The sequence below is a fragment of the Bacillus sp. LJBS17 genome (genome assembly GCF_019334685.1).
GTDB classification, from domain to species: domain Bacteria; phylum Bacillota; class Bacilli; order Bacillales; family Bacillaceae; genus Bacillus; species Bacillus subtilis.
The window spans coordinates 559,315-573,966 of the sequence record NZ_CP079759.1; the positions used below are offsets into that span (position 1 = coordinate 559,315).

18 protein-coding genes and 2 pseudogenes are annotated in these 14,652 nt (G+C 40.8%); 8 read left to right on the forward strand and 12 right to left on the reverse strand.

The features are described 5' to 3' along the window. Nucleotides 1-2: 2 nt before the first annotated feature. Together KXZ66_RS02895 and mneP are read right to left on the reverse strand one after the other, a co-directional pair. Complete coding sequence (locus KXZ66_RS02895) at nucleotides 3-815, reverse strand: MerR family transcriptional regulator (protein ID WP_167568884.1); 813 nt, start codon at nucleotides 813-815, stop codon at nucleotides 3-5. Nucleotides 816-926: 111 nt separating this feature from the next. Continuing rightward, a complete protein-coding gene (gene mneP / locus KXZ66_RS02900; protein WP_070548618.1) occupies nucleotides 927-1,820 on the reverse strand; it encodes a manganese transporter MneP in 894 nt (297 codons plus the stop codon). 475 nt (nucleotides 1,821-2,295) lie between these two features. Between mneP and KXZ66_RS02905 the strand changes: the two genes are divergently transcribed. The 4 genes from KXZ66_RS02905 (at nucleotide 2,296) to KXZ66_RS02920 (ending at nucleotide 4,881) form a co-directional block, all read left to right on the forward strand. Next, entirely contained in the window at nucleotides 2,296-2,916 is a 621-nt protein-coding gene (locus KXZ66_RS02905) for a nitroreductase family protein (protein ID WP_070548619.1), read from the forward strand. Between the two features lie 14 nt (nucleotides 2,917-2,930). Further along, the gene (locus tag KXZ66_RS02910) at nucleotides 2,931-3,869 is read left to right on the forward strand and encodes a ring-cleaving dioxygenase (RefSeq protein WP_014475945.1); all 939 of its coding nucleotides are present in this window, start codon (nucleotides 2,931-2,933) and stop codon (nucleotides 3,867-3,869) included. Nucleotides 3,870-3,967: 98 nt separating this feature from the next. Beyond that, on the forward strand, nucleotides 3,968-4,357 hold the full coding sequence (locus tag KXZ66_RS02915) for a DoxX family protein (protein WP_014475946.1): 390 nt from the start codon (nucleotides 3,968-3,970) through the stop codon (nucleotides 4,355-4,357). A gap of 185 nt (nucleotides 4,358-4,542) precedes the next feature. Next, nucleotides 4,543-4,881 carry a thioredoxin family protein gene (locus KXZ66_RS02920; RefSeq protein ID WP_014475948.1) on the forward strand — a complete coding sequence of 113 codons (339 nt, stop codon included), beginning with the start codon at nucleotides 4,543-4,545 and terminating at the stop codon, nucleotides 4,879-4,881. Between the two features lie 51 nt (nucleotides 4,882-4,932). On the opposite strand, the gene KXZ66_RS02925 is transcribed toward KXZ66_RS02920, so the two are convergent. From KXZ66_RS02925 to KXZ66_RS02940, 4 genes and pseudogenes are all read right to left on the reverse strand, one after another. Then, nucleotides 4,933-5,169, reverse strand: a complete 237-nt coding sequence (locus KXZ66_RS02925; RefSeq protein ID WP_003244342.1) for a spore germination protein — start codon at nucleotides 5,167-5,169, stop codon at nucleotides 4,933-4,935. A 204-nt stretch (nucleotides 5,170-5,373) separates the two neighbouring features. Then, entirely contained in the window at nucleotides 5,374-5,667 is a 294-nt protein-coding gene (locus KXZ66_RS02930) for a hypothetical protein (protein WP_021481649.1), read from the reverse strand. 32 nt (nucleotides 5,668-5,699) lie between these two features. After that, nucleotides 5,700-5,930: a spore germination protein gene (locus KXZ66_RS02935; RefSeq protein ID WP_038827548.1), complete on the reverse strand. Its 231-nt coding sequence runs from the start codon at nucleotides 5,928-5,930 to the stop codon at nucleotides 5,700-5,702. A 123-nt stretch (nucleotides 5,931-6,053) separates the two neighbouring features. Then, nucleotides 6,054-6,624: pseudogene (locus KXZ66_RS02940) on the reverse strand (DUF421 domain-containing protein). A 208-nt stretch (nucleotides 6,625-6,832) separates the two neighbouring features. On the opposite strand from KXZ66_RS02940, the pseudogene KXZ66_RS02945 reads away from it, so the two are divergent. Beyond that, nucleotides 6,833-7,544, forward strand: a pseudogene (locus KXZ66_RS02945) (DUF421 domain-containing protein). Nucleotides 7,545-7,557: 13 nt separating this feature from the next. Here the strand turns inward: KXZ66_RS02945 and cotP are convergent. Genes cotP through KXZ66_RS02960 form a run of 3 tightly spaced genes read right to left on the reverse strand, consistent with a single transcriptional unit; the run spans nucleotide 7,558 to nucleotide 8,530 of the window. Further along, nucleotides 7,558-7,989 carry a spore coat protein CotP gene (cotP, locus tag KXZ66_RS02950; protein ID WP_046160102.1) on the reverse strand — a complete coding sequence of 144 codons (432 nt, stop codon included), beginning with the start codon at nucleotides 7,987-7,989 and terminating at the stop codon, nucleotides 7,558-7,560. Nucleotides 7,990-8,001: 12 nt separating this feature from the next. Beyond that, nucleotides 8,002-8,244 carry a spore germination protein gene (locus tag KXZ66_RS02955; RefSeq protein ID WP_014475957.1) on the reverse strand — a complete coding sequence of 81 codons (243 nt, stop codon included), beginning with the start codon at nucleotides 8,242-8,244 and terminating at the stop codon, nucleotides 8,002-8,004. Nucleotides 8,245-8,257: 13 nt separating this feature from the next. Further along, nucleotides 8,258-8,530: a spore germination protein gene (locus KXZ66_RS02960; RefSeq protein ID WP_021481644.1), complete on the reverse strand. Its 273-nt coding sequence runs from the start codon at nucleotides 8,528-8,530 to the stop codon at nucleotides 8,258-8,260. 352 nt (nucleotides 8,531-8,882) lie between these two features. Here KXZ66_RS02960 and KXZ66_RS02965 point away from each other — a divergent pair, with 352 nt between their 5' ends. From KXZ66_RS02965 to KXZ66_RS02975, 3 genes are all read left to right on the forward strand, one after another. Then, entirely contained in the window at nucleotides 8,883-9,482 is a 600-nt protein-coding gene (locus KXZ66_RS02965) for a TetR/AcrR family transcriptional regulator (protein ID WP_219144783.1), read from the forward strand. Beyond that, on the forward strand, nucleotides 9,479-9,823 hold the full coding sequence (locus tag KXZ66_RS02970) for a DoxX family protein (protein WP_219144784.1): 345 nt from the start codon (nucleotides 9,479-9,481) through the stop codon (nucleotides 9,821-9,823). Before KXZ66_RS02965 ends, KXZ66_RS02970 begins: the two co-directional genes overlap by 4 nt. Before the next feature lie 160 nt (nucleotides 9,824-9,983). After that, on the forward strand, nucleotides 9,984-10,457 hold the full coding sequence (locus KXZ66_RS02975) for a GNAT family N-acetyltransferase (RefSeq protein WP_219144785.1): 474 nt from the start codon (nucleotides 9,984-9,986) through the stop codon (nucleotides 10,455-10,457). Nucleotides 10,458-10,619: 162 nt separating this feature from the next. Here the strand turns inward: KXZ66_RS02975 and vmlR are convergent, their stop codons facing one another. The 3 genes from vmlR to dinB all read right to left on the reverse strand — a co-directional run bounded on the left by vmlR (nucleotide 10,620) and on the right by dinB (nucleotide 14,652). After that, nucleotides 10,620-12,266 (reverse strand): ABC-F type ribosomal protection protein VmlR, encoded by a 1,647-nt coding sequence (gene vmlR / locus KXZ66_RS02980; protein ID WP_219144786.1) that lies wholly within the window; start codon nucleotides 12,264-12,266, stop codon nucleotides 10,620-10,622. 319 nt (nucleotides 12,267-12,585) lie between these two features. Next, nucleotides 12,586-13,962 carry an amino acid permease gene (locus KXZ66_RS02985; RefSeq protein ID WP_014475969.1) on the reverse strand — a complete coding sequence of 459 codons (1,377 nt, stop codon included), beginning with the start codon at nucleotides 13,960-13,962 and terminating at the stop codon, nucleotides 12,586-12,588. 171 nt (nucleotides 13,963-14,133) lie between these two features. Beyond that, on the reverse strand, nucleotides 14,134-14,652 hold the full coding sequence (gene dinB / locus KXZ66_RS02990) for a damage-inducible protein DinB (RefSeq protein WP_219144787.1): 519 nt from the start codon (nucleotides 14,650-14,652) through the stop codon (nucleotides 14,134-14,136).

The following is a 14,652-nucleotide window of genomic DNA, read 5'->3' on the forward strand; positions in this document are numbered from 1 at the left end:
GATTATTTGATGGGCAGCAGGATTTCAGTCACATAATTATCTAGGTTATTCGTAATGCCATAATCAATGAGTGTGATTTCAATTGAGTCCCCTGCTACCTCATAATGATGTTCTTTCATATATGCCAGTAATTTTTTGTAGTATGGTTCGGCTTCTGGATGTGACCCTTTAAACCTAATTTGCAGATATACTCTTGAAGGAAAGATGATTTCTGAAGAAGTTTTTTCATTTTCATCTTCAAGAATCATAAATATACTGGAATATTTGTCAAACTGTTTTGCTTTCACATTTGCTGCTGATATGGATAAACCGATCTTGCCTATGAATATACCTTCGTTCACATTCAGGTGGGTTCTCAATTCAGCTAACGAATGTTCGATATCATGGCCGAGAACATATTCATGCTGCAAGTAAGCCACACGCATTGCGGGAAGTTTGATTTTTGAAATTTGATGTAACGGCATGTTAACGGCATCTTCTATATGTGTGATGCGCCGGGAGATCTTTCGTTCAATGCGTTCCAATTCTTTCTTCTTGCGATCAATTTCAGCCTGCTGGCTTTTTAGTAAATGAAGAAGAGTGTTTGTATTTTGAGAGTTATAAAAATCAAGAAGCTTATTGATTGGCAGGCCTAGGGCCCTCAAATACTTGATGGTATCAAGCCGCTCAAACTGTTGGGTAGAATAATATCTATAGTTCGTTTGCTCATCTTTATATTCCGGTTTCAAAAGGCCGATGTCATCATAATACCGAAGAGCAGAGATTTTCACATTGAATAACTTTGACACTTCTCCAATCGAAAAAAATTCCTTCATTCTAACAACCTTTCTGTCCCTATGATTGATATACACACATTATATAGTACGGCGAGTTCTAAAGGTAAAGTTTGCAGCATAAAGAAAAAACTCCTTCTAAAAAGGAGCTTTTCATTCTTCGAAATAAGGATTCACATGGATGAGCACTTCTTCTACATCTGAAAACTGTCTTTTGATTTCATTTCGAATTTCGCGGGCAATATCGTGTCCCTGCTTAATTGTCAAATCATGATCCAAAGATAAACGGACATCAAGCAATTTATAGTGGCCATGTTCTCGTGCGCGGATTCTATCAATTCGTTTTACTTGATCACATTGAAAAATAACAGCTTTATATTCCTCTATCAGCTCGGGATCAACACTCTTTTCCATGAGCACATCAACAGACGGCCTGATTAATTCCATTGAAATCTTAAAAATGAGGTAAGCAACGATTGCACTGGCAATGGCATCGGCGTACAACAGATAGGGCCATCCGCGGATGTTTCCGATGATAGCCAACAGGACGCCGATAAAAGCGGCAAGAGAGGCAACGATATCGCCTTTATGATCGTACGCAATCGCTATAATTGCTTTGCTGTTCCATTTTTCCCCTTGCTTTATAGAATAACGATATAAGATTTCCTTAGCCACGTACGAAATCAGAGCCGCAAACAATGCGCTGTATTGGGGAACGCTTGGCCCTTTAACAAAGGACAGAATCGCTTCTATGAGGATATAAACGGATACGATCACTAAGATAATTCCTACAATCGCCTCACTAATGACTTCAGCTTTTCCGTGACCAAAAGGATGGTCTTGATCGGGCGGTTTATTGGAAATGCCGATCACTGCCAAGACTGCAATCGAAGCAACGACATCTGCCGCGGAATGTATTCCGTCTGCAAACACGGCTTCACTATCGCCTACCAGCCCAAAAAAGACCTTTCCTGCCATTAAGATCAGATTGGCGATCAATGCAATCAAAGCAACTTTTCTGCTTATTTGTTCTCTTTCACTTGCCATTTTTTCCTCCTATAAAACTGCACAAAAAAATAGGAGTGCTCTATATACGCTCTCCGTATCCTTTCCTGTGTAATCACTTTGTTTATCATACCAATTCAATTTCGAGTGGGTCTATAGCAACGTTGTTTCCTGTTTACTAATAAATAAGGTGACAGAAAAAAAGTTGGAGCTATGCTAAAAGGTTATAAAGCAAACAAATGAGTTCTTATGTAACAACAGTGATGATTCGCTATTAAAATGCTGCCGTCAGTGAAAAATTCCCACTAATTTTCAAAAACCTATTGACATGAGAAGATCTGTATTTTACTATTATCTCATATTCAAGATATTTTAATTTGAGATATTTGGTCGAAAAGATCAGCGATCAAGCGCAACTCGAAGTGTTCAATCCGTTGTCATTTCTTTTACACAATATTCAATATGGATTTTTTATAATATAATATCTCGAATTCGAGATAAAAGGGAGTGTATCGTAATGGCTGAATTTATACAGTTAGTCAATGAAAGACGATCTGCAAGCAATTTTCTTTCAGGTCATCCAATCACAAAAGAAGACCTCAATGAAATGTTTGAATTGGTTGCATTGGCGCCATCGGCTTTTAATTTGCAGCATACAAAATATGTGGCGGTTCTAGATCCGGATATCAAAGAAAAGCTGAAGCAGGCCGCAAACGGACAATATAAAGTGGTTAGCTCATCTGCGGTTCTCTTGGTATTAGGGGATAAGCAGGCATATCAACAAGCGTCCGATATCTATGAAGGTTTAAAGGTATTGGGGATATTAAATAAGCAAGAGTATGACCACATGGTGCACGACACTGTTTCGTTTTATGAAAACAGGGGAGAACAATTTAAGAGAGATGAGGCGATAAGGAATGCTTCACTTTCTGCGATGATGTTTATGCTGAGTGCTAAGGAAAAAGGCTGGGATACCTGCCCGATGATCGGCTTTGATGCGGAAGCCGTAAAACGGATTTTGAACATAGACGCCCAATTTGAGGTTGTCATGATGATTACGATTGGAAAAGAAAAAACAGAGAGCAGAAGACCTCGCGGCTACCGGAAGCCTGTGAATGAGTTTGTTGAGTATATGTAAAGGAGCGGATAAAAATGGCTAAAAAAACGATGGGAATTCATCATATTACAGCGATTGTCGGTCACCCTCAAGAGAACACAGATTTCTACGCAGGAGTGCTTGGGCTTCGTTTGGTCAAGCAAACTGTCAATTTTGATGACCCAGGTACGTATCATCTTTATTTTGGGAATGAAGGCGGGAAGCCGGGAACAATCATTACCTTCTTTCCGTGGGCCGGAGCCCGCCAAGGCGTCATTGGAGACGGTCAAGTTGGTGTGACTTCGTATGTCGTGCCGAAAGGGGCTATGGCATTTTGGGAAAAGAGACTAGAAAAGTTCAACGTTCCATACACCAAAATCGAGCGCTTTGGGGAACAATATGTAGAATTTGATGATCCTCATGGACTGCACTTAGAAATCGTGGAAAGAGAAGAAGGAGAGGCTAATACGTGGACTTTCGGAGAAGTAACGCCCGATGTTGCCATTAAAGGTTTTGGGGGTGCAACCCTATTATCAGCGCAGCCTGACAAAACCGCTGACCTTTTAGAAAACATCATGGGGCTGGAGCGAGTCGGCAAAGAAGGAGACTTCGTTCGTTATCGTTCCGCCGGTGATATCGGAAATGTGATTGACCTTAAGTTAACGCCTATTGGCCGCGGGCAAATGGGGGCCGGAACGGTGCATCACATCGCTTGGCGGGCTAACGATGATGAAGATCAGTTAGATTGGCAAAGATATATTGCTTCCCACGGATATGGTGTAACTCCTGTTCGGGATAGAAACTACTTTAATGCCATTTACTTCAGGGAACATGGGGAAATCCTGTTTGAAATCGCAACTGATCCTCCAGGCTTTGCACATGATGAAACACAGGATACAATGGGCGAAAAACTGATGCTGCCTGTACAATATGAACCGCATCGCACACAAATTGAACAAGGGCTGCTGCCGTTTGAAGTAAGAGAGTTAGATTGATTTGACACATAAAAAATAAAGAAACATATATTCAATTGATGATTGCTGGATACTGTCAGCAAAGAATTAGATAAAATCAAAGATGAGGAGAGATACAAATGGAAGATGCAGGACTGTTGCTTATTCGTATAATGATTGGTGTGGTGTTTTTGTTTTATGGCACACAAAAATTATTCGGCTGGTTTGGCGGATACGGGATTAAAGGAACCGGACAATGGTTCGAGTCAATTGGGGTGAAACCAGGAAACGTTGCGGCCGCTCTATCAGGTCTTGGGGAGTTAGTAAGCGGTATTCTATTTATTTTAGGCGTATTCCTCCCGCTTGGAGCTGCTATCATAACGATCATTATGTTAGGTGCCATCGTAAAAGTCCATGGAGCGAAAGGTTTTGCGAATGGCGCGGGAGGTTTTGAATATAACCTGGTGCTCATTGCAGTTTCCGTAGGGGTTGCACTCATCGGTTCAGGAGCTTACGCTTTGCATTTTTAATACGAAAGTATGTAAGAACAGTTGCTGCTTGTCAGTAACTGTTCTTTTGTTTTTACATTTTCCGGCAAGCTTACAGGTACTCTGCAAAGCAAAAAAGCGGATATCATAAATAAAAATCTGTATAGTGAATGATACGTATTGATGAGCTTGGTCATGAAAACAGACCTATTTGAAGGAGTAAATGGATGAAAGAGATGACAGAATTACATTCATTAGATTCTATAGAAAATTTTATCAAACAGCACAAATTCAGTTTTATTTATATATCAAGGCCTGGCTGTACAGTATGTCACGCAGTTCTGCCCCAGCTCAGAATAGTATTGGATCAGTTTCCAAACATCAAATTGGCGCATATCAATGCTGACGATGTAGCAGAGGTCGCCGGCAGATTTTCAGTTTTCACCGTTCCTGTGCTTCTTTTGTTCATTGATGGGACTGAGTTTCTAAGAGAAGCCCGTTTTGTTCATTTTGAACAGCTTGAACAAAAGCTGAAAAGGGTTTATCGATTATATGAAGGCGAATAAAGAAATAAGGCAAAAAAAAGAACTCAAATGAGTTCTTTTTTTTGCATCAATTTATTCTTCACTAGGCGAAGAAGGGTTATCAACCTGCCCTTGATCACTTGTATCATTATCACAACTTGCTGAAATAATAATTGAATGAGAAGGAGAGTAATCTCCTAATGTGAAATTGACACCGTAATTTTTGCTGTTCGCAGTATGGCTGTTTTGCAAGTTTTGTCCGATATCTGTATTGGCGTTTTGTGTCATTCCATTTATCGTGAGATTTGAGATATTGATTTGAGATCGCATGCTTCAAAAACTCCTTTCACTCAGAAGTAGCCGTCATAGAGGACGCTGGCAGTCTATTTACTTCTATGATATTGCGTTTTTATATCATTGCATCAACATAATGGTAAAAATAATAGCGAGTGAATGAGTCTCTTTTGAAGATGATCAACCTATCAGCAGAAATAAAGCCGCCTGATAAAGAGGCGGCAGATCGTTATATGTCATCTATGAATTTGATGTATCGTTTTTCGTTTGCCTAAAGGATAAGATGGTCGTTTTTAATGATGAGTAGGAGCCTATAGCAGCGTAGCCATAAAACCAGCCCATAAATACGCCAGAAAAGAGGCTGTGTCGATGGCTTATGAAAACAGAAATGACAAGGCCTGTTATTAAGGCAACTGATGGTACAAAAGTTTTGGGGATTTTCAATAATATTTTGAGGATTTGGGTTATCAGTATGATGATTGGAATAGCTATCACAGCATCCCAAAAGTTTGTGTGAATAATTGGAAAATCCATACGGCACCTCATGAAGTGTTCATTTCTTATGTTTACGCTAAAAGCTTGGAAAGCAGTTCTTGGACCGCATTTGTAACATGTAGGGCTTGATTGGCGGAGCTTGTTTGGCTTAAAGCATTGGATTCAAAAACCAAACCTGTATTATTCCCTCCGGAACCATCTGTCTCTTTAGAAACAGAGAAAGGGCTGATGGAGAATGCAAAACCGTTATTAAAAACGCTGTTTCCGGATATCGAATGAATATAAACTGGGAATTTCATCATTCATCTCTCCTCTCCGTTATGACTGTTTATACAATATGGTGTGTGAGCAGCAATTGCTTAAACAAAACGGCAAAAACATTCAGTGAGAGACAAAAACCTGCAAAATTCTCCAAGTGCCTTTTGTTAATGCAGTTTTTTAGGGATGTTTTTTTATTCTTTTTGCCAATTTCATCAAAAATATTCTGATTGCTAGACAAATGGGCTTGTCCGTCCTTATTTATGAAATCCGGGTGAATGAGTTTTTTCAGATCCCTGACTGTTAAGGGTTTGGCGTCATCAGTTAATTCTATTCCTAATTGCCCGTTTGCCTCTAATGTCGCAATTTTGACATCTTGTATAGCCGAAACGCCGTGAAGCCGTAGATGCATTTCAAGTTGATCAACTGTAAGTCTCATCTTCTTTAAGTTTTCGATATGAAGCTGTCCGTTTTCAATAACAACTTTTGCTTTTCCGGTCAATTTCAATGAAGTTCGATCTCATTTGGATCCATTCTATAAGTTATTGTGAAAATTGCCGCCGCAATTAATGTTTTGAAGAGGCTGTACTTGATGATTGGCTGCACGATAATAGTTCCGATTGAAATCATGACAACCGTTTGAGTTGAAGGCATTTGTGCGATTGATTTCATTCCTGAAATTCTCAGCAAGATGACTCCGGCTACAATGAGAACAAGAGATTCCCAAGTGAAATTCATGCTACCACCTGACCAATGATGAATTAGATTTGTCATGGGACTGGCTTTCCTTCCGGCCAATCGCAATTTAATATATCCGAAAGGCAGTTGGTTCATTCTGTCCTGAACCGAACAATATTTTTGGTATAGATGGATATATTAAGCCAAACAATGAAAGCAGCAGGAGTCTTTTGGCCGAAACAATCTGGGAAGCGGGGAGCGCCATAACATGATTGAACTTGAAGTTGTCATTAGAACGGTTGCCAGCTTTGGCTTGCTGTTAATCGCAGAACGAATTTTAGGCAAACAGACAATCTCTCAAATGACGATTTTTGATTTTATTGCGGCGATCACACTAGGGGCGATTGCTGCCGGATTAGCTTACAATACTTCAATAAAACCGCACAATATGGCCATTTCGTTTAGTATTTTTGTGCTAACCATTTTTCTAATTTCGTTTCTGTCGATAAAGAACAGGAAGCTGAGGAAATTTTTTGCCGGAGATCCAACAGTGCTGATTCAAAACGGGAAGATAGATACTTGAATCAAATATGAGGAAAATGCGTTACACACTTGATTATTTAAATCAGCAATTACGGGAAAAAGAAATATTTAATATCGAAGAAGTTCTTTTTGCCATTCTTGAAACGAATGGTCAGCTGACTGTGTTAAGAAAACCGCAATTCCGGCATGTGACCAAACAGGATTTAATGATTGCGGTAAACCAAGAACACAGGCTTCCGATAGAGCTTATTATGGACGGAGAAATCATTGAGAATAATTTAAAGCAGAATCGTTTGACGGAATCCTGGCTTTTGGAGGAATTGCGAAAAAGAGACATAAAGGTGAAAGAGACCGTGTACGCAGTGCTGCTGGGTAATGGGGATATTTATGTGGATCAATATAAAGACCATATATCAGTCCCTATGGATAAGGAATGAAGGAAAATCAATCTTAAAGCCCCTTATTGAACGCAATGGTTCCAACTTGTCTTGGGTACGAAATGTGCAGAAGCCCGTTTAACAGCTGAATCTGTAACAAATGAGATTCAGTGGCTTCGGGAAGCTGAATGATTCGCTCAATTTCTCCGTAATACCGTTCACGCAGCACTTCCATTTCGGCTGGAAAAACAGGCGTGATCGTTCCTTTGATCAGCAGCTGGGTTTTAGATAGTAAACGGATCGTTAATTCTTCCTCATACACACCGGGCATTTCCACAATGATAAAATTATCTTCTTCATCTTGATAAAAGTCGTAAACGAGCGTATAGGTGTTGGTATTAAAAAATTGTTCCGGGGCTTTATACTTGAGCACATTTGTCCAAAAGTCATTTTGCTTATATTCATTTGTAATCTCAAGCCACTTTCTCATTTTTTCGAGATCCATCTAGGATCCTCCTTAAATTTGGTTTGAAATCGGTGCAGAAGGGTTTCCAATTTGGTCTTGATCACTGATATCAGTATCGAGGTTCCCAGTATTTAAAAGAGAAGAAGAAGGCGAAAAATCCCCTAGAGAAAAGTTTGCCCCAAAGTATTTGCTGTTCGCTGTATGGCTGTTGTGTACGGTTGGACCGACATCAATATTTCCGTTTTGTGTGACGCCGTTCACCTTAATATTTGCGATGTTAATTTGGTATGGCATAGCGAAACTCCTTTTAATCTAAAATTGGCGGTACTGGAAGCGGAGGAGCATTCATATTGGTAGTATCAGAGTTTCCGAGTTCTGTCTGATCGTTGACATCAGGATCATTTAAGAAGTTTTCCATGATTGATTCTGCAGGTGATGTATCACCGAAAGAGGAGTTGATCCCTTGGGATTTATTATTTGCGGTATGGCTGTTATGCGCGGCTTCACCTATTGTAATTGAACCATTGCCCGAAATACTGTTGATCTTTAAATAATATAGGTTGATTATTGTAGACGGCATCCCATCACACCCTTCCATCATTCTGTACAGTACATTATGCGTCGCTGCACCCAATTGTTCCTTGCATTTGCGGGCAAAACTCTATCTGGCCCCGGAGTGGTGCTCGTTAAAAAAAGAATAAAGTTTGTCACAGCCTGAATGTCAATCTATTTGGCAAATACTTATCAGTGAATAAAAAGCCATTGATACAGTAATTAATGAATTGATTCAGTTATTCGAAATACTGAGACCCTTTAATAAAGGAAGCTGGCAAACAGGGTCAGATTGAAATCATTGACAATGAAGCAAATGACATGAAATAATACTCGTTAGTAACATTACTTGCGAGTATTATTTTTGGGGGTGGTCCTCGTTGAAAAGTAAAAAAGGACGTAAAGGAGAAGAAAGCCGGAAACGGTTACTCAAAGCTGCCGCTAATGAATTTTCGATTCGGGGATTCCATGACGCGAAGGTAAGTGAAATTGTGAAAAAAGCTGGGTTCACGCAGCCTTCATTTTACCTGTACTTTCAAAGCAAAGAAGCCATCTTTGCCGAGTTAATAACCGATTTTCACGCTCGAGTCAGAAAGCTGACAGAGTCACTTCTTCTGGAAAACGGATTAAACACGGAGGATGTATCAAAACGGGTACTGCTAGTTGTAGAGACTGTTTTTCAATTTTTGGCTGAGGACAAGGATTTAACCAAGATCGGCTTTTTTCTCAACCCGGAAGCAAAACAAATGAAAAAAGACTTGGCGATGGTTTTGAAAGAGAACTTAGAAGCAGAACAGCGGCTTGGCTATTTTCACTCTGAACTGGATATGGAAACTGTCGCTGAGTGTTTGGTCGGCATGATTGAACATTTAACCGATTCATTTTTGTTAACCGGAATCAAAGATCCGGCAAGCCTCGCAGCAGAGGTTGTGAATCTTTTAATATACGGGATGCTTCCGAAAGGGAATGACGTAAGATGATATCTATTATTACGAAAGTCAGTTTGGCAGTTTTTATGCTTGCGGGAGGCATCATAAAGGTAAGCCGCGTTCCCTTTCAAGTTGAGCATTGGCGGCATTATCAATATCCATTATGGTTTCTGACTGTTACTGGCATTCTTGAAATAGCCGGGGCACTTGCTATGACAGCGGGAATTTGGAATTGGTATGCAACGATTGGAGCAGGTGTTCTGTTTGTCGTTCTCATGGCGGGAGCCATTCATGCGCATATGTTTCGAGCAAGACAATCGGTCATCATGGCGATACCAGCGATGATTTGTTTGATTGTTTCTATCATGATCATCATGGGGAGTTACACGTAAGCTTTTCTAATGTTTAAGAACAAGCCCATTTGCAGGAAATCTCCTTTTCTTATCGAATAATTGAAAGTCCAGGAATTAACTGAATCAGTAAAATAGAGCTCCATTTCTGTGTTATTCGTCCGGCATCAGCTGGGCTTTTTTTATAAAGGAGGAATACAGGATGGCATTCACTTTGGAAGACATGACTGAGGAAGAGTTCGAAGCCTTTCGCGGGATGTCCGTGCAAAATTATGCGAAACAAAACACAACGTCAGGAACTTGGACGGAAAAAGAGGCATTTGAGAAATCGGAGCAGGCATATGAGAACATGATTCCGAATGGGCGAGACAGCAGCAATCATTATTTTTGGAACATCACAAATGACAAAGGAGAAAGAATGGGCTGGCTCTGGCTGTATGCTGATCCGTTTCATCCGCAAAAGGAAGCGTTTATCTATTCCTTTGGATTGTATGAAGCCTTTCGCGGAAAAGGACTTGCTCAATTGGCGCTTCAAACGCTTGATGAAAGAGCAGGAGAGCTTGGTGCGGAAAGGTTGGCCCTTCATGTGTTTGCACACAACGAGACAGCTGTCTATCTTTATCAGAAGATGGGCTATGCCATGACCAATATACGTATGCGGAAACAGCTATACTGAAAAAATTCGCTTACGTTACCCAAACACAAGATGCCTATCTGGAAACAGTGGCAGGGTACTATAAGTCATCATTAGAAACATTAAGGTCATGGGAAGGCTTGAAATATAAAGAAAAAAGGACAACAGCTGTTGTCCTTTTCAATGCCGCTTGAACTTTCACCCTCAGTCTTTTTTGTCTTGATGATCCAGCTCTTTTATTCGTTTCGTAAGCTCATTGAAAGCCTGATCAAGCTCCTTATACCCTTTATCATTTGGCGTCATAAAACTGAGTTTTCCCAGCACTTCTTGTCTTTCTGTCTCAAGCTTTAATCGAAGCTCTTCCCGCTCATTTCTTTCAGAAGGAGCGGCGTCATTTAACTGCTTTTCGATGCCGTTGTTTGAGATGACGAGTTTACTGTTTGTTGTTTTTTCGAGAAAGTATCGGTCATGTGAAACCGCCAGCAATGTGCCGCTGTATTGTGACAGTGTTTCTTCCAGCTGTTCGCGTGACGGCAGGTCGAGATGGTTTGTCGGCTCATCTAAAATCAGCACGTCTTTTTCCTCCAGAATATATGCCATCAGCTTGATCTTTACACGCTCACCCATACTCATATGCTTGATCGGTTCAGTCCATTGGGCGGCTGTAAAACCTAAGTGCCTCATCAGATTTTGAACGTGCCCCCTTGCTTTGAATGTTTCATTCTCAAATAACTCTTCCGGTGTTTGTTCTAAAGGCAAATCAAACACCTCCTGCGTTAAATAGCCGATGTTTGCTGACGGCGACACCCATACGCTTCCTTCTGCTGTTTCCTGTCCCAGAATGATGTTCAGTAAAGTCGTTTTTCCGCTGCCATTGGGGCCTATGATCGCAACCTTTTCGCCGTGCTGAATCGTAAAGTTTGCGTTCTTAAAGAGGATCCTTTCTCCAAACGCTTTTGTTACATTCTGAACTTCTAAAAAACGTTTTCCTGTTTTGTGGGTTGTATCGATTGAAAAGCGGACTGTATATTCTGGGGTAACGGGTTCCGCCTTTGCTTTTTCCAGCTCTTTTTCAAGCCGCTTCTGCTTGGATTTAATCTGGGCATCCGTACGCTTCGCTTTTACCCGGTGATATTCTTTAAACCCTTCCTTTTTCGTCGATTGGGCGTGGGCTTTTTCCGACCAAGAAGCGAGCTCATTCATTTGTGCTTCAATCCGTTCAACCATTTTTTGCTGCTTTTCATATTCACGCTGCTGGGTGAGTCTTTTCTTCTCCCGGAACTTCATATACCCGGAGTAATTCCCTTTGAATTCAATCAGCGTCTGATCCTCAAGCGACCATATTTTTGTTGCGGCTTCGTCTAAAAAATATCGATCGTGAGAAACGAGAATCACAGTGCCGTTATAATGTTTCAGCTGTTGGATGAGAAATTGCAAGCTTTTTTCATCAAGGTGGTTTGTTGGTTCATCTAACAGCAGCAGATCTGCATCCTCTGATAGTCCTTTCGCCAGCCGCGCTTTCAGTTTTTCACCGCCGCTTAACTGATGAAAATCACGAAGAGGCACATGCCATTTCTCCAGTAACTTCTTTTCGGCAGGTGTCTGATCCGCAAAGGAATACGCCGCGGTTTCTTGTTCAACCAAAGCCAGTTTTATATCCTTCCAAAGGATTTGACCCTGTGCAGGGGCTAAGTCATTGTGAATGAGGTGCAGCAGCGTAGATTTCCCAGCGCCGTTTTTTCCGATAATCCCAATGATATCTCCTTGCTGAACACTGGCATTTACCTTTTTAAAAACAGTCAGATCCTTTACTTCATAGCTAACGTTTGTTAATGTTACGATCTCTTTCATCCATATCCCTCGCTTTAAAGGGAGAATAAAAAAATCCTCCCAAATGTGTTGGAAGGATTAGCCGTGCCTGTGCATGATCAAATAAGCTATTTTTTATAAATAGCAGTGTCGTATATATAGAAAATGGGCAGACTAATCCTATTTTTTGATTTGAAATATTGATTTCAAACGGTAAAAATAAGATTAGTTAATCATTGTCCACCCATCATCCCTTCTTGTTTTGATTACAAACACTATAGCATACCTTCAAATTCAAAAGCAAAGGTCATTTTCATCAAAAAAACTCCTGCTCTCATTTTTGAGGCAGGAGTTTCGAGTGTTATTGATGCTTCGCTTTTCTCACTTTATAAATCACAATCAGCAAAATAAACCAAACCGGTGTGACAAATAAGGAAACACGAGTATCCTGTGCCAGTGCCAGCACAACCAGAACAAACGCCAGGAACGCAAGAATCAGGTAATTTGTAAACGGATAAAGCGGAAGCTTAAACTTGTTTGTTTTCGCTAATTCAGGTCTTGTTTTGCGGTATTTCATATGGCAGATGACCGTAATTCCCCAAATGTAGATAAAGCATACGGTTGAAATACTTGTGATCAGGGTGAATACGCCTTCTGGCATGATGTAGTTTAACGTAACACCGATTAAAATCACGATAGCTGAAAAGAATAAAGCATTTCTAGGCACTTTACGCTGAGTCAGTTTCGCCATTGACTCAGGCGCATTGTGATCTTTCGCCAGGGAATAGACCATACGGCTTGTACTGAATACAGCGCTGTTGCATGCTGAAGCAGCGGATGTCAACACAACAAAGTTGATAATACTTGCAGCCCCGACGATGCCAACAGCGACAAATACTTGTACGAATGGGCTTTCGCTGGGATTGATGACATCCCAAGGATAGATGCTCATAATCACGAGAAGAGCCCCGATATAAAAAAGCAGCACACGGACAGGAATATTGTTGATCGCCTTAGGGATTACTTTTTCAGGGTTTTCTGTTTCACCGGCTGTAAGCCCGACAAGCTCAATCCCGACAAAAGCAAACACAACCATCTGGAACGAGAGGATAAACCCGTGCATGCCATTCGGGAACAGGCCTCCGTGGCTCCAGAGATTTGTGAAGCTGGACACTCCTGAGCTTGTGGAAAAGCCTTTGAAAATCATCACAAGGCCAATGACGATTAACGCCAAAATGGCAATGACTTTAATCAAAGCAAACCAAAATTCTAATTCTCCAAAAAGCTTGACTGTCGCCAGGTTCATAATCAGTAAAATAATAAGAGCGATTAAGCCAGGCACCCATTGCGGCACACCCGGGAGCCAATATTGAGTGTAGAGCCCGACTGCTGTCAGATCAGCCATCGCAATGGAAATCCAGCAGAACCAATATGTCCAGCCGGTGATAAATGCTGCCATATCGCCTAGGTAGTCTTGTACAAAATCCACAAAAGAGTGATAGTTCAAGTTTGATAACAGCAGTTCACCCAGCGATCTCATAATTAAAAAGCAAATGATCCCTGTGATCATATAAGCAAATAAAATCGAAGGTCCGGCAAAATGAATCGATTTGCCCGAGCCGAGAAATAAGCCTGTCCCAATGGCTCCGCCGATGGCAATGAGCTGGATATGCCTGTTTTTCAAGCCTCTCTGCAACGTTTGCTGATTTATATTGTCTTTCGTCATGTCGTCTGTCACTTTATGTGTTCCTCCATTGAAAATTGTTTATTGAGTCAGCAATCTATTTTTAATGATTATTATAACACTAAAATTTCTATCTTTTTTACTAAAAAAGGATTGATGAAAAGAATTTTAATGTGATTTGGACTATTTCCCGAAAAAAGCGGCTCCATTTAGGGAGCCGCTTTCTTATGCTTTTTCAGTTTTTTTCATATACAGGTAGAGCCCGTAATCTGTCGGTGCGGATGCGTAGCCTGCCTGCCGCAGCATTGCTGTGATATTGCCGCGGTGGTATGTCCCGTGATTGACAACGTGGGGAATCAGTTCGGAAACAGTTGTTTTCATGATTCCGCTTGAGGGATTTTGAATCTGGAGTGGCTTATTGAGCTGTTCTTTTTGCTGTAAAAATAGTATATAGCGCTCGGATAACCTCAGAAAAAGGTCTTCCATTTCCTCTATTTCTTTAGCCTCTGTCTGTTCTTTAAGCTGTTCAGCTAAAGCCAAAGCATCGCTCAAGTTTTTGCCGGAAAACACTTCAATCCAGCCGAGATCAGAAAGATAAACATGAGACAATACATGGGATATTGACGGAAACACGCTTTGAATTTCCTGATGGTATACCTCTTTTGGAAGCTCTTTTAATCGGTTGAATATTTGTTGATTGGCCCAGACGTTATATTCATACAATTTGAACGCCAAATCTGACAT